This is a genomic window from Daejeonella sp., assembly GCF_030684675.1.
Classification (GTDB): domain Bacteria; phylum Bacteroidota; class Bacteroidia; order Sphingobacteriales; family Sphingobacteriaceae; genus Daejeonella.
Genome location: NZ_JAUXXZ010000048.1, coordinates 52,038 through 64,748 on the forward strand (window position 1 = coordinate 52,038; position 12,711 = coordinate 64,748).

Below are 12,711 nucleotides of genomic sequence, written 5' to 3' on the forward strand. Positions count from 1 at the left end.
GTTTGGTAATAGGCTGAACCGAAGCCTGGTACTATTCCGCATAAAACGCTTCCGACATTGCGTCCAGCTCCCGGCCGGATAATTTATATTGAGAAGCAATCTGCCGCCAGTTTGAGATACTTTTCTTCATATCATCGATCATTGCTGATGCTTCCTTTGGCTTAATTCTAAAATGCCGAGCCACTTCCAGCGCAAGCTCCAGGCTCAGGGAGTTGTCGTTTTCAGAAATATTCAATGTTAGACCGGTTCCAGTACTTACAGCATTCATATCATATGCCGGAGAAAGTCCCCAGCCATTGGGGTAAAGTAAAAATCCATGATTACGTAAATGATCGTCGGTATTCCTAACCATGATATTAAATATTATCCGTTTCCAAAGCTCTTTAAGGTTTTCATTTATGTTTTCGCATCTCTGCTGAATAAGAGCGGCTAAGTCCAGATAGCTAACACCTTCTTGATGGTCTGCTCCATCGCGATAACCTAAAAGGGTCATGGCGGATGCAAAATGAATTCTGTTTGTCAGGTCGATCCGGTCAAACCTCTTAATTAAGAATGTGTGGTGCTTCGCTGTATATTTTTGAAGCATGGCAGGCGCGACTGTTATACCGGAACTGGCGGCAAGCTCATGAACAACCATTTCCCACGCGCCTATGTCAAGTTCATCATTATTGCTTGGAAATTTAGCTATCCATAAATTTCCATCCTTATCTCTTACATTGGCTTTTGGCCGGGCCCCTCCAAGCGATGAGCCGGGAGAGATCAACATATTCAGCCATTTCAGATCTTCCTCATCACTATCGGCGTCGTCTTTTTCCAGTTGCAAACTTGCATATTCCAGATCCCTTAGATTCACCCATGGAGGAGCAGCCAAACCCTCCTCAAAGCTTAGAAAATGTCCTTCCTCTTCAGTTTTAAATCTGAGCCCCCCCATTCTGCTACCATCAAAAACTCCAAGCAAGAAATCTGATTCATATAAAGTTTCGGCTTTGCGTCCTTCTTTCCTGGCTATAATTGCTTCTCTTCTTTTCATGAGAACCCTTCCCCATCTATCCGGCGAAGAATCCAGGAACATCCCGAAGTTTGGCTTTTCATGCCGGAGGAACTGCCGCCCTGGAAACAATTGCAGATCAGGATCAAGATATTGACTATGCGGGGATTCTAGCCATTCACGGGTATATTCAAATGAAAATATTTCTTTGCCCCTGACAGCTTCGGCTGTCAGCAGCCCGATTAAAGCCGTTTCCTGTAAATCATGCCAGTCTGCATAAACGAATATTTTTTTTGTCATGATCTTACTTTTTAGGAGCTCGTTCTTTAACCAGCAGCCCCGCATCCTGTAACTTACGCCCTAATTCATCGTCTGCCCCAAGCTTTAAGAAGTCTTTTTCCAGTCCCAGTACAAACAGTACCTGAAAGTACGCACCCATCGCTACAGAAGGCATTCCTTTTTCAATTTGCCAGAGCGTTGCCCGGCTGATACCAGCTCGCTCCGCTACCTGACTAGTACCTAACTTCCTTCTTAGCCGTGCGAGCTTAATATTTTCACCCAGGTCATTTAAAACCCTTTGTGCTTTAGGCAGAAGAACAAGTTTCTGTTTCATTAATGTTTTATATAATATACAAATATAAGTAAAATGTTTAATATATAAAACATTAAATATTTAGACATAAATCTCGGGGTTAAAAAATACACCTCCGATACAAGTGGTATGTTTTATTTAATAATTCTTATATCCGACTCTCCTCCTATTCCATTGGCAAAAATCACGTACCTACCGTGATCCTTGCGCATTTAAAACTTAGTGAATACTGATTTTTGAGCATCAACCTGTAATGGACCAGCCGTATGAAAAAAACACCCACCTCAGGTACAAGGTGTGAAGTTTACAATTTCAATATGTGGAAGTTTGACATTGTAAATGCGTACCGAAGAAAAAAATATAACACCTCAGTAACAAGGTGTCAAATATAAATTTCTGGTATCCGGAATATTGGCCAACAAATAAATGAAAAGCATTATGTCAGTAGAAATCATCACCAAAGAAGACTTAGAGCAGTTTAAATCAGAATTATTGGAAGATCTGTTAAAGGTATTGCAGCCAAATCAGCCCCAGGCGAAGCAATGGTTAAAAAGCCAGGATGTACGAAAGCTGTTAAACATCTCACCGGGCACTTTGCAGAACCTTCGCATTAATGGAACTCTCCGATTTACCAAGATCGGAGGCATTTTCTATTACAAGGCTCAGGACATTACTAAAATTCTGGAAGGCAATGGAACAGTTTAATATCCTATCCCGCTTCCTGGGCAAAGCTGCCCAAGACAGCCGGTTACTGCATGCCCATATCTGTCTTTATACAGCAATGCTGTCAATGTGGGAACAAGACAGGTTCGGCATTCCTTTCCGGATCACCCGGAAAGAGCTGATGCGTTTAAGTAAGCTTGCCTCAACAGCTACTTATCACAAATGCTTAAAGGAACTGGTCAGTTATGGCTATATCAATTATGAACCGTCCTACAATCACTACAAAGGGAGCCAGGTCTTTTTGACGGGCTTTTAAAATCACTCAATATGAGCAGCACTGTATTTGGTTTTGTGCAGGGAGCAAGTTTGTGTTTTTGTTCCACAAAAACTCTTCCGGCAGTAGCCGGAACCAACTTGCCCTTTGCTCCCGATGGTCGCAAAAGGAGAAGACATTGAAAAGCGATTATGGAAGAGACTAATGAAATCAGGAAAAGACATAAAGGCGGGAGGCCGCCTAAAAAGATTAGGCGATCCAATGACATCCGGGTAAGACTTACGGATACGGAACGCTTCCTGATTGAAGAAAAAGCTAAGGAAGCGGGTATGCTTCCTAGCACATGGTTCCGGCAGGCAGCTAAGCGGGCAAAGGTCATATCACGGCTCACACCGGAAGATTTGCGCATCCTACGGATGCTGGCAGGAATGGCAAACAACCTGAACCAGATCACACACCTGGCACATAGAGAAGGATTGTTGTCTGTACAAAAGCGTTGCAGGGAAATTCTTACTGAAATTGATGACACATTGAAATACCTGAACAAGGATGATCGGAAAAGTTAAGACGGGTAAAAGCTTTGGCGGATGTATCCGCTATAATCTTCAACGGGAGCAGGTAACAATCCTTTATGCGGACGGGATCAGAACAGATAGCATCAGACACACTATCGAGGATTTTAATATGCAGCGGAAGATGAATCCGGAGCTTGGACAAGCAGTCGGACATATCGTATTAAGCTGGAGCGTTCAGGATAAAAACATGCTTACGTCCAATATAATGGCAGACTGTGCGAAAGAATACCTGGAGAAAATGAAGATCGTTAATACCCAATGCCTGGTAGTACAGCACCATGACAGGGAACATCCGCATATCCACATCGTGTATAATCGGGTCAACAATGAAGCAAAAACAATATCAGATCAATACCAGCGAAAGCGGAATGTAGAAGTATGTAAGCAGATTACCTTAAAACATGGCTATTATCTGGCCAAAGGTAAAGGGCAGGTAAACAGGCACAGATTAACCGGAGCAGATAAGATCAAATATGAATTATACGACACTATTAGTAGAGCAGCGCAGAAGACTAAGAATTGGACGGACCTGGAAATCCTCTTAAAACAGCAGGGTATCGGCATTCAATTCAAATACAAAAGCGGCACAGATCAGGTACAGGGAATTTCATTCAATAAAGGTGAGTTGAAATATAAAGGATCGGAAATCGACCGGAGCTTGAGTTATAATAATCTCAATCGGCAGATTGAATTAAATAATATCCAAACAAAGGGGCAGTCGCAGAGTATTGAATCCCATCATGAAGAAGAAACTGAAGTACAAGAGCTTAGGAATAGAACCATGGTGGTAAATATTCTATCTGACCTCCTGCAATCCGAGAAGTATGAGGAGTCCCCTGATTTTCATTTGACCAAGAAAAAGAAAGCAAAGCATAATATATCACAAGGGAAGTCCTTATGAGTAACAAAAACGAACAGCGCCTGGAAGAACTTGAAGAAGTGGTGCAGCGAACAGTAAACAAGGTACAGGAATTGGAAAACCGAAAAATTGAATTTCCTAAAATGCAGATCCCGGACTATACCGGCCAATTTGAGGTGATCAAAAGAGAGCTGAGTCGTGTAAATCATAGTTACCCGGTTGAGAAAATTAACGATCAGATCAAAACCATAGAAAATTTAAGCCATAGAGTACCGGAGGTTATAAAAGTGCGGCACCATCATCATTTCCAGGAAAAATCCAAAGGAATCATTATTGCGGCGGTAATCCTGATTTTGGTCAGTTCAATTTCAGCAGGTGTAGCAATTAGTATATGGAAAGATAATGGCCGCATGAACGAGAATTCCGTCAAATTCAGAATGATCAGGCAAAGCCATCCGGATGTTGCCTATTGGGCGGATACGGTCTACCACAGAAATCCGGAATCCATTAAACGGATTACTGAGAAGCTGGAAGCAAAACAATTAGCCATAGCACAGGCGGAAGCGGCGGTTAAGCAAAAGGAACAGGAGACAGAAGAAGCAAGAATAAAGGCAATAAGCTTCAAAAACCGATTAAAAAGTGACTTTAGATGAGTGTCACGCTACTAAATTAATTACTCTTCATGTAATGATAAGACCTGTTTTTTAAGTCTTTTAGTTACATATAAAGTAATAGCAGACGAGTATATTTACTCACTCAACAATGTGTAATATGATTTAATCGGTAATTTTTTCTCTAATTAAGCTCGTTAAATTATTGCGCAGGACTTCTATTTTCTTCAATCTGGCGAAATATAATTTCAATACCTTCTTCTAACGACATTACATTTCCAAATTCTTTCAAAGATTGTTCATCAGTATAGATACCGTTATGATCATTCCAGCTAAGCCATTCAATGATATCTTCCCTCGAAAAAGCATTAATCAAGAGGACGATTTTATCCTCTGGAAGATCAGTAAAGCTGCGATATGTGTAACCGGATGTTTTCCAAAAACTCATGTATAAATATAGCTAATAAAATTAGTATTTAAAACGTTTTCCCAAAATTATTGCTTTACTAATAGGTTTAAGAAATGATAAATGGCTGACGTACATTCTAAAGAAATACGCTCATATAATATGAGTCGGATACGAAGCAAGAATACCAAGCCTGAGATGCTTGTACGTAAGTTTCTCCATAAAAACGGCTTTCGTTATCGTTTGCATGTAAAAAATCTGCCTGGTAAACCAGATATAGTGTTACCTAAATACAAAAGTGTCATTTTTATACACGGCTGCTTCTGGCATGGTCATGAGGGGTGTAAATACTACGTTGTACCCAAAACCAGGACAGACTGGTGGCTTAAAAAGATTATGACAAATACATCAAATGATCTTAAAGCGGAAGAAACGCTTCTTTCCAAGGGTTGGAAAATCATCAGGATCTGGGAATGTGAAATCAAATCTGCGCAAAAATTTATAGTCAGGTCAGATGAATTGTTGAAAGAAATAAGTACACCGATTTGATGAAAATTCGTTAGTTTGCTTTATATAACGGGAAATCTGGAATGGAAGAAAGAATTATTTACAAAACAAAGCATACTAAGGCTTCCAGGCAGAAATTTCCTATTGAGGTGGATTTGGCTCTGTTAACGCATTACCATACAACGAAAGAACCTATTTATGGGAATGCAGTTGAAATCGCTTCTGAATTTGAAAGCTTTGCGGAGGAACCAACTGTCGAGTTTCTTTATAAATCAGTTCAGAGCAATCTATTTGGAAACACAGATATTCCCTTTCCAGGTCCTCGTAAAGGTGAAGAGTTATTTACATTTATAGATCTTTTCGCTGGAATAGGTGGCTTTCGCATGGCTTTGCAAAATTTGGGAGGACGCTGCATTTTCACATCTGAATGGGATAAATTTTCAAAGCAAACGTACCTGGCCAACTATGGGGAATACCCGTTCGGTGATATAACAAAAGATCATATCAAGCAATATATTCCTGACAAATTTGATCTCATTTGTGGAGGATTTCCGTGTCAGCCATTTTCGATAGCAGGGGTCTCAAAAAAAATTAGCCTCGGCAGGAACCATGGCTTTGCAGATGAGAAACAAGGTAATTTGTTTTTCCACATTGCTGATATTATAGACAAACACCGCCCCAAAGCTTTTTTCTTAGAAAATGTAAAAAATCTGGTTTCGCACGACAAAAAGAAAACATTCCAGATTATTAAAGAAACTTTAGAGGGACTGGACTATTCCTTCGACCATAGAATTATTGATGGAGCCCATTTTGTTCCTCAACATAGAGAAAGAACAATAATGGTGGGCTTTGATAAAAGAGTTTTCGGCGAAAAAATTAAATTCAATTTCGATGATGTACTGTTGCCTAAAAGCAAACAGGCTCTTAAAAAGATCCTTCAAAATAATGTTGATCCAAAATTTACATTAAGCGATAAATTATGGAACTATCTTCAGGAGTATGCAAAGAAACATAAAGCAAAAGGCAATGGTTTTGGATTTGGCTTGGCTGATCCCGAAGGCGTTTCCAGAACTATAAGTGCCAGGTACTATAAGGACGGATCTGAAATTTTAATCTCACAGCTGGGTCAGAATCCTCGTAGACTTACTCCATACGAAGCTGCAGCTTTACAGGGATATCCTATTTGTCCTATTAACACAACTGATCAGACGCATTCGTTTCGAATTCCGGTTTCAGATAATCAGGCATACAGACAGTTTGGCAATTCGGTAGTTATGCCACTAATTCAAGCTGTGGGAGAACAAATAATAAAACGTTTCTGAATGAGCAAAATAGTAGATCAGGCTATTGCTACAGCAGAAAAATCTGACAAAGCCTTTTGCAAATTCATTTCAGCAAATGATGCCGGATCTACAGGCGCACATCAAAGTGGCTATTACATTCCTAAAAATGCTGTTAGCTTACTTTTTGATACTCCCGGAATTAAAGGTCAGAATAAAGAAAAATTTGTAACGATACGTTGGCAAAATGAGTTCGAAACGAGCAGCAGATTCATTTACTATGGTGTTGGTACACGTAATGAATACCGAATTACACGATTTGGCAGAGGTTTTCCATTTCTTTCTGAGGACAACGTTGGTGACCTGCTTATACTATGTCATATCGAAGGAGATCATTATGAAGGTTATGTACTTACATCTGACGAAGATACTGAGGCGTTTTTAGCCGCGCTGAACATAGATATCAACGAAACTAATAAGCTTATTTCAAAAGATAACACCGCATCGGTAGAAGACAGATTGCTGAAATGTTTTCTGATGTTCGTGCAATCACTCGGGAAACAATTTCCTCCAACAGTCTTAATGGCGTCCACCGCTCGTCAATGCTATAATACTTCTTTTGGAATTACAGCTTCGACTGTCAGAGGCAATCCCGACAAAAATCTACTTTATTGGCTTGAAGCTGAATTTGAATTATTTAAAACGATTGAAAATGAAGTTTATTCCGATCAGATCAAAGAGCCATTTAAAAACGTAGAGCAGCTAGTGATCTTTGCCAACACAATCCTTAACAGAAGAAAGAGCAGGGCTGGCAAATCTCTGGAATATCATCTGGAAGAAGTATTCCGCCACTTTAATTTACGGTTCAATACACAGGTAATTACCGAGGGAAATAAAAAACCTGACTTTATATTTCCCGACGCAGATTCATATCACAATAAAGCTTTCGATGATAATAAGCTTGTGTTTCTTGCTTCTAAAACCACCTGCAAAGATCGATGGCGACAAATAATAAACGAAGCAGATCGAATCCCAACGAAGCATTTATTTACCTTACAGCAAGGTATATCAAAAAATCAGTTGGAAGAAATGTATGCCCATGATATATGTCTTGTGGTACCTAAGCCATATTTAACTAGTTTCCCGGTCGAGTATAGAAGCAAAATCCAGACATTAGAATCATTTGTTAATTACACAATTACGACGCAGACCTATAAATGATCAAAACCGTGGTCGTCTTGTTATAATCGCATAGATTATTCCTAACAAGGCTTGCTAAAGTCATGTTTTTTTATATGTTTTAAATTATGGATATTAGGATTTTTATACTTAAAGATAAAAATGCCTCTTATTTTGACTAAAACACAGAAAGCTGAAAAGCAGGATCGCTCGTTAACCTTCCGATTGGTCGATTTCTTTTGTGGTGCCGGAGGTATGTCATGTGGCTTTTCACAGGCCGGCATAAAAATTTTGGCAGGTTTAGATATTGAAAAAAAATTCAAAGACACTTACGTCAAGAATAACAAGGGAGCCAAGTTCATTAATAAAGACATCACAAAATATAAACCGGAGCAATTACAAAAAAGTATTTATATAACTAAATACGATGACCAATTAATATTTATTGGTTGTAGTCCGTGTCAGTATTGGAGTAAAATCAGCACGATAAGACATAAATCAGCATATTCTAGCAATTTGATTGCGGACTTTCAGCGATTCATAAAATATTTTATGCCTGGATACGTAGTTGTTGAAAATGTACCGGGGTTATTAAATGCTAAGAATAACCATGTGCTGTTAGGTTTTTTGGATTTCTTATTATTTAGTGGATATAAATATGAATACAGAATCATCCAAACGGACTATTACGGCGTCCCTCAAAAGAGAAAGCGGTTCGTTCTAATTGCATCGCGAGTCTCTAAACAAATTAATTTCCCTGAACCTGAAAAGAATTCCAATATGACAGTTAGGGATTTTATTGGGCAACATAATGGATTTGCAAAGATACCTGATGGCCATAAAGATAATTCCGCCTTCTTACATAGTACCTCGCTCTTAAGCCCTCTAAATAAAAGAAGAATACAAATAACACCGATAAATGGAGGAACAAGAGACGCCTGGAAAGACGATAGCGAATTGCAAATAGACGCTTATAAAGGAGAAGGAAAGGACAAAATATTCAAAAGCATTTACGGTCGTCTGTTTTGGGATAAACCTGCATCGACAATAACAACCCGGTTTATTGCTACGTCCTGTGGTAGATTTGCCCATCCCGATGAGGATAGAGGGCTTTCTTTGAGGGAAGGAGCTACTTTACAAACTTTTCCCAAAGATTACAAATTTGTTGGAGGTCTGGTATCCGTTGCAAAGCAAATTGGCAATGCTGTTCCGCCAGAAATGGCTAAGCGAATAGCATTAAGCATAATTAATAGTTAAATGGCTAATTTCAAAGCAAGGGCAAGGGCACTCGATCTTTTAGGTCGCCAACAAATAGCAGGTATTCCTACAGCAATAAATGAACTATTTAAAAATGCTCATGATGCTTACGCAGATAAAGTTGAAATAGATTATTTTAGAAAAGATAAGCTTCTCATCCTTCGCGATGATGGTTTAGGAATGACAAAAGATGATTTTGAAAGCCGATGGTTAACTTTAGGCACAGAAAGCAAATTTACTAATAGAAAAATCCTTCCGCCTCCCGTAGCTTTAAATAAAGAAAAGCGTCCTATAATGGGCGAAAAAGGTATAGGCAGGCTGGCCATCGCATCAATTGGTAGTCAGGTCTTAATATTGACAAAAGCCGAGAGAGGAAATGAAACTCATAATATTGTTGCTGCACTCATAAATTGGGAGATCTTTGAATTACCTGGTCTTAATCTTGATCAAGTTGTAGTTCCCATAAGAGAATTTGAAAGCTTTCCTGATATTGAAGATATTAATGAAATGAAGAAGGAGTTGATTAACTCCGTGAAAAGATTAAATGAAGAGGATGAAATTACGTCTAATGAGGCAAAGAGCCTGATTGCATCCATTAACTCATTAAAAATTTCTCCCAAAGAACTTAATGGTTACCTTCCTGGTGAATTTTCGCTTGATGGCAATAAGGGTGGAACCCACTTCTACATATATCCTACTGCTGAAACATTAAACAACGATATTGATGGCAATAAGGATAACAAAGATGAAGCCACCAAAATTGAGAAGATGCTGATTGGGTTCACAAATACAATGACACCCGAACATCCAGAACCACAAATCACGGTAGCTTTTAGAGACTTTAGAAGTGATGACGGTTTATATTATGATATTCTTGATAAAGAAGAATTTTTTACACCAGAAGATTTTGAATTGGCCGATCATCACTTTCAAGGCACGTTCGACAAGTATGGTCAATTCTCTGGAACAATAAAAATTTATCAAGAAAAGGAATTTAATCATAAAATTAATTGGAGCGGCAATAACTATAGAGAAACAGATTGTGGGGAATTTACTATCAATATCGCTTATATTCAGGGGGTTTTAAAACATTCTGTTGTCGATTACGAGAACTGGTCAACCATAACAGCAAAAGGAGATAAATTTGGAGGTATATATATCTACCGAGACAACATACGGATTTTACCATATGGTAATTCTGATTACGATTTTATAGATATTGAAAAGAATAGAACTAAAAGCGCTTCTTTTTATTTCTTCTCTTATAGAAGAGTTTTTGGGGTAATCGACATCTCAAAAGAATCAAACTATAGTTTAAAAGAAAAGGCCGGAAGAGAAGGTTTTATCGAGAATAAGGCTTATCGTCAATTGCAAGATATTCTAAAAAACTTTTTCATTCAACTTGCGGGTGATTTCTTTCGAGACGGTAGCACTAGTCCTAAAACTGAATTTTGGCTGAAAAAACGAGAAGAACGAAAAGCATATTACAGAGCTCTGGAAAGACGGGATCAGCTCGCAACAGTACGAAAGGAAAAATTCCAAGATTCGATTAATAATTTTTTTCAAGATCTGAATCAAAACAAGCACAAAAATGATATTAATGAATTACTGGAAGATATTGAAAAATCCTTCGCTTCAATCGCTTATATTGAAGATCCCGAAGTAGCAAGTCAAGCTATAATAGATCAGGAACTCGAAGCTCGTAAATTAATTGATTTATATAAACAGAAACTTAAGGTTGGACAACCGAAAGGATTTACTATTTCAAAAGATTCTAGAAAGGATTACGAAGCTTATCTTACTGAAATAGATAAGCTGGAAACGGGCATATTCAAATCAGCTATTCAAACTATCGACGAATTAATCGAAGATTATACTACAAGACTTAACATTGAGATAAGTAAAAGGAAAAGGCTTGAACAAGCTGTTGACTACATATCTCAGGAAGCAAAAAAAGCGGCCTCAGCTAAGGAGAAAGAGGCAAAAGAAGCTGTATCGGAAATCACTCTAAAGGTCAAGGAATTGGCTAATGATTTAATGATTGACTTAGACGACCAAATTAGAGATGTAAAAGACAGGTTTAAAAATCTCAATTTGATAGGTAGTGAAGATTTTGATTTATTTAAGGAACGTAAGTTGATGGAGGCAGATATTAGTAGGGGAAAGGATCGGGCCACACAAACTTTGGAAAGAGTAATAAGACAGTTGCAAGGCATCTATTGGGAGAAAGATAACGACCATGAGATTATAACAAATGATCAAATCGCAGATGCATTATCAGAAGAACTGGATGAACTTAGAAGCCGAGTTCGAGCAGATATCGAATTGAGCCAGCTGGGATTAGCTGTAGGAGTAATTCATCACGAATTTAATAGTACCATTAAATCCATCCGTGGAAGCATAAAAGATTTAAAAGCATGGTCTGATGTAAATGTAAAATTAGAAGGTGTTTATAAAAACATTAAAATAAATTTTGAGCATTTAGATAAATATTTGAATCTTTTTACTCCTCTCAATAAGCGGTTAAATAGGCAAAAAGAAAATATTCCGACTTTAGAAATTAAAACTTTCTTACTCGATCTTTTTAGTAGTAGATTTAGCAGACATGGCATCAAACTAATTCATACCAAAGGCTTTGGAAGCAGAAAATTATTCGGCTACAGGTCTACATTCTATCCTGTATTTGTAAACATTATTGATAATGCTATTTACTGGCTAAATCAAAAAAGCGATAATGAAGAAAAAGTTATCAGGTTGCATGGAGATGACACTGGATTTTACATTTCCAATAATGGCCCATCAATTCCCCTACAAGACTCCGAAAGAATTTTTGATTTAGGATTTACAAGGAAAATGAATGGAAGAGGGATGGGAATGCATATTAGCAAAGAGGTGCTTAATGCTGAGAATTATGCCATATATTTAGATAGCCCGCGAGAGTCTATGAATGTAACATTCAAAATTGCGCCTATCATAATCGATGACAATGAATAGTCAGTTTTTCAACTTTTCTAAGCGTGTTGCAAATGATTTTTTGCAGAGTATCGTATTTATTGACGATAAAGCTTTTGAAAAGGACGAAGGTAACAGCAACCATGACTTTGATGCTTATTCAATAACCCAATCTTTTGCTAAAAATGAAAAAATATGCGCAGTTTATAATCCTAAAAACACTGAGTATTCAAATCTTTCAGCACTAACCAAAAAGGCTGACATTACGGTTTTAGACTGGCAAATCGATTTAGGACATCAGCTAGTACCTATTGAGCAAGAAGAAGAGGACGATGACGACATTGATCCTACCAGAGGGCCTTACACCCTAAAAATGATTCTAGACATATTACAAGATCCTGTAACAGGTAAAAATTGTTTAAAACTAATACTAGTGTTATGTTAATTCTCAATTGACGGATAAAGTCTTTTCAATTTCACTCGTGCTTCTTTATTTGTGAACTGCCAATTTATTTTACAGATTTTATTATTTCTTTGATTTTGCCAGGCACTAACTTGCGCGGCTATT

15 protein-coding genes and 1 pseudogene are annotated in these 12,711 nt (G+C 38.0%); 12 read left to right on the forward strand and 4 right to left on the reverse strand.

What is annotated here, in order from left to right:
• Positions 1-31: 31 nt before the first annotated feature.
• Both Q8M41_RS10200 and Q8M41_RS10205 read right to left on the reverse strand, forming a co-directional pair.
• A complete protein-coding gene (locus Q8M41_RS10200) occupies positions 32-1,288 on the reverse strand; it encodes a type II toxin-antitoxin system HipA family toxin (protein WP_305365164.1) in 1,257 nt (418 codons plus the stop codon).
• A gap of 4 nt (positions 1,289-1,292) precedes the next feature.
• Entirely contained in the window at positions 1,293-1,601 is a 309-nt protein-coding gene (locus tag Q8M41_RS10205; protein ID WP_305365165.1) for a helix-turn-helix domain-containing protein, read from the reverse strand.
• A gap of 417 nt (positions 1,602-2,018) precedes the next feature.
• Between Q8M41_RS10205 and Q8M41_RS10210 the strand changes: the two genes are divergently transcribed.
• From Q8M41_RS10210 to Q8M41_RS10235, 6 genes are read left to right on the forward strand one after another with little or no spacing between them, the layout of a single operon-like run.
• Positions 2,019-2,285 carry a helix-turn-helix domain-containing protein gene (locus Q8M41_RS10210; protein WP_305365166.1) on the forward strand — a complete coding sequence of 89 codons (267 nt, stop codon included), beginning with the start codon at positions 2,019-2,021 and terminating at the stop codon, positions 2,283-2,285.
• Positions 2,272-2,559, forward strand: coding sequence for a hypothetical protein (locus Q8M41_RS10215; RefSeq protein WP_305365167.1), 288 nt, complete (start codon positions 2,272-2,274; stop codon positions 2,557-2,559). The genes Q8M41_RS10210 and Q8M41_RS10215 overlap by 14 nt, the downstream gene beginning before the upstream one ends.
• 11 nt (positions 2,560-2,570) lie before the next feature.
• Complete coding sequence (locus Q8M41_RS10220; protein ID WP_305365168.1) at positions 2,571-2,699, forward strand: hypothetical protein; 129 nt, start codon at positions 2,571-2,573, stop codon at positions 2,697-2,699.
• A gap of 9 nt (positions 2,700-2,708) precedes the next feature.
• The gene (gene mobC / locus Q8M41_RS10225) at positions 2,709-3,083 is read left to right on the forward strand and encodes a plasmid mobilization relaxosome protein MobC (protein ID WP_305365169.1); all 375 of its coding nucleotides are present in this window, start codon (positions 2,709-2,711) and stop codon (positions 3,081-3,083) included.
• The gene (locus Q8M41_RS10230) at positions 3,067-3,993 is read left to right on the forward strand and encodes a relaxase/mobilization nuclease domain-containing protein (RefSeq protein WP_305365170.1); all 927 of its coding nucleotides are present in this window, start codon (positions 3,067-3,069) and stop codon (positions 3,991-3,993) included. Before mobC ends, Q8M41_RS10230 begins: the two co-directional genes overlap by 17 nt.
• The gene (locus Q8M41_RS10235) at positions 3,990-4,604 is read left to right on the forward strand and encodes a hypothetical protein (RefSeq protein WP_305365171.1); all 615 of its coding nucleotides are present in this window, start codon (positions 3,990-3,992) and stop codon (positions 4,602-4,604) included. Before Q8M41_RS10230 ends, Q8M41_RS10235 begins: the two co-directional genes overlap by 4 nt.
• Before the next feature lie 160 nt (positions 4,605-4,764).
• Here Q8M41_RS10235 and Q8M41_RS10240 read toward each other — a convergent pair whose 3' ends face one another.
• On the reverse strand, positions 4,765-5,010 hold the full coding sequence (locus Q8M41_RS10240; RefSeq protein WP_305365172.1) for a hypothetical protein: 246 nt from the start codon (positions 5,008-5,010) through the stop codon (positions 4,765-4,767).
• A gap of 81 nt (positions 5,011-5,091) precedes the next feature.
• Between Q8M41_RS10240 and Q8M41_RS10245 the strand changes: the two genes are divergently transcribed.
• From Q8M41_RS10245 to Q8M41_RS10270, 6 genes are all read left to right on the forward strand, one after another.
• Complete coding sequence (locus Q8M41_RS10245) at positions 5,092-5,517, forward strand: very short patch repair endonuclease (RefSeq protein ID WP_305365173.1); 426 nt, start codon at positions 5,092-5,094, stop codon at positions 5,515-5,517.
• A 41-nt stretch (positions 5,518-5,558) separates the two neighbouring features.
• On the forward strand, positions 5,559-6,797 hold the full coding sequence (dcm, locus tag Q8M41_RS10250; protein WP_305365174.1) for a DNA (cytosine-5-)-methyltransferase: 1,239 nt from the start codon (positions 5,559-5,561) through the stop codon (positions 6,795-6,797).
• Positions 6,798-7,976: a type II restriction endonuclease gene (locus Q8M41_RS10255; RefSeq protein WP_305365175.1), complete on the forward strand. Its 1,179-nt coding sequence runs from the start codon at positions 6,798-6,800 to the stop codon at positions 7,974-7,976.
• Positions 7,977-8,108: 132 nt separating this feature from the next.
• Complete coding sequence (locus Q8M41_RS10260) at positions 8,109-9,191, forward strand: DNA cytosine methyltransferase (RefSeq protein ID WP_305365176.1); 1,083 nt, start codon at positions 8,109-8,111, stop codon at positions 9,189-9,191.
• Positions 9,192-12,185: an ATP-binding protein gene (locus Q8M41_RS10265; RefSeq protein ID WP_305365177.1), complete on the forward strand. Its 2,994-nt coding sequence runs from the start codon at positions 9,192-9,194 to the stop codon at positions 12,183-12,185. It abuts the gene before it with no gap.
• Positions 12,178-12,588 carry a response regulator receiver domain gene (locus Q8M41_RS10270; protein ID WP_305365178.1) on the forward strand — a complete coding sequence of 137 codons (411 nt, stop codon included), beginning with the start codon at positions 12,178-12,180 and terminating at the stop codon, positions 12,586-12,588. The genes Q8M41_RS10265 and Q8M41_RS10270 overlap by 8 nt, the downstream gene beginning before the upstream one ends.
• Here Q8M41_RS10270 and Q8M41_RS10275 read toward each other — a convergent pair.
• A pseudogene (locus Q8M41_RS10275) lies at positions 12,585-12,711 on the reverse strand (IS630 family transposase); the annotation flags it as partial. The gene Q8M41_RS10270 and the pseudogene Q8M41_RS10275 overlap by 4 nt on opposite strands.

What these genes read in the sequence shown, in the direction of transcription:
- Q8M41_RS10230 (WP_305365170.1), top strand. Translation starts at nt 3,067, where the DNA reads ATGATCGGAAAAGTTAAGACGGGTAAAAGCTTTGGCGGATGTATCCGC.
- Q8M41_RS10215 (WP_305365167.1), top strand. Translation starts at nt 2,272, where the DNA reads ATGGAACAGTTTAATATCCTATCCCGCTTCCTGGGCAAAGCTGCCCAA.
- Q8M41_RS10240 (WP_305365172.1), bottom strand. Translation starts at nt 5,010, where the DNA reads ATGAGTTTTTGGAAAACATCCGGTTACACATATCGCAGCTTTACTGAT.
- Q8M41_RS10235 (WP_305365171.1), top strand. Translation starts at nt 3,990, where the DNA reads ATGAGTAACAAAAACGAACAGCGCCTGGAAGAACTTGAAGAAGTGGTG.
- Q8M41_RS10210 (WP_305365166.1), top strand. Translation starts at nt 2,019, where the DNA reads ATGTCAGTAGAAATCATCACCAAAGAAGACTTAGAGCAGTTTAAATCA.
- Q8M41_RS10270 (WP_305365178.1), top strand. Translation starts at nt 12,178, where the DNA reads ATGAATAGTCAGTTTTTCAACTTTTCTAAGCGTGTTGCAAATGATTTT.
- mobC (WP_305365169.1), top strand. Translation starts at nt 2,709, where the DNA reads ATGGAAGAGACTAATGAAATCAGGAAAAGACATAAAGGCGGGAGGCCG.
- Q8M41_RS10205 (WP_305365165.1), bottom strand. Translation starts at nt 1,601, where the DNA reads ATGAAACAGAAACTTGTTCTTCTGCCTAAAGCACAAAGGGTTTTAAAT.
- Q8M41_RS10255 (WP_305365175.1), top strand. Translation starts at nt 6,798, where the DNA reads ATGAGCAAAATAGTAGATCAGGCTATTGCTACAGCAGAAAAATCTGAC.
- Q8M41_RS10200 (WP_305365164.1), bottom strand. Translation starts at nt 1,288, where the DNA reads ATGACAAAAAAAATATTCGTTTATGCAGACTGGCATGATTTACAGGAA.
- Q8M41_RS10245 (WP_305365173.1), top strand. Translation starts at nt 5,092, where the DNA reads ATGGCTGACGTACATTCTAAAGAAATACGCTCATATAATATGAGTCGG.
- dcm (WP_305365174.1), top strand. Translation starts at nt 5,559, where the DNA reads ATGGAAGAAAGAATTATTTACAAAACAAAGCATACTAAGGCTTCCAGG.
- Q8M41_RS10220 (WP_305365168.1), top strand. Translation starts at nt 2,571, where the DNA reads ATGAGCAGCACTGTATTTGGTTTTGTGCAGGGAGCAAGTTTGTGTTTT.
- Q8M41_RS10265 (WP_305365177.1), top strand. Translation starts at nt 9,192, where the DNA reads ATGGCTAATTTCAAAGCAAGGGCAAGGGCACTCGATCTTTTAGGTCGC.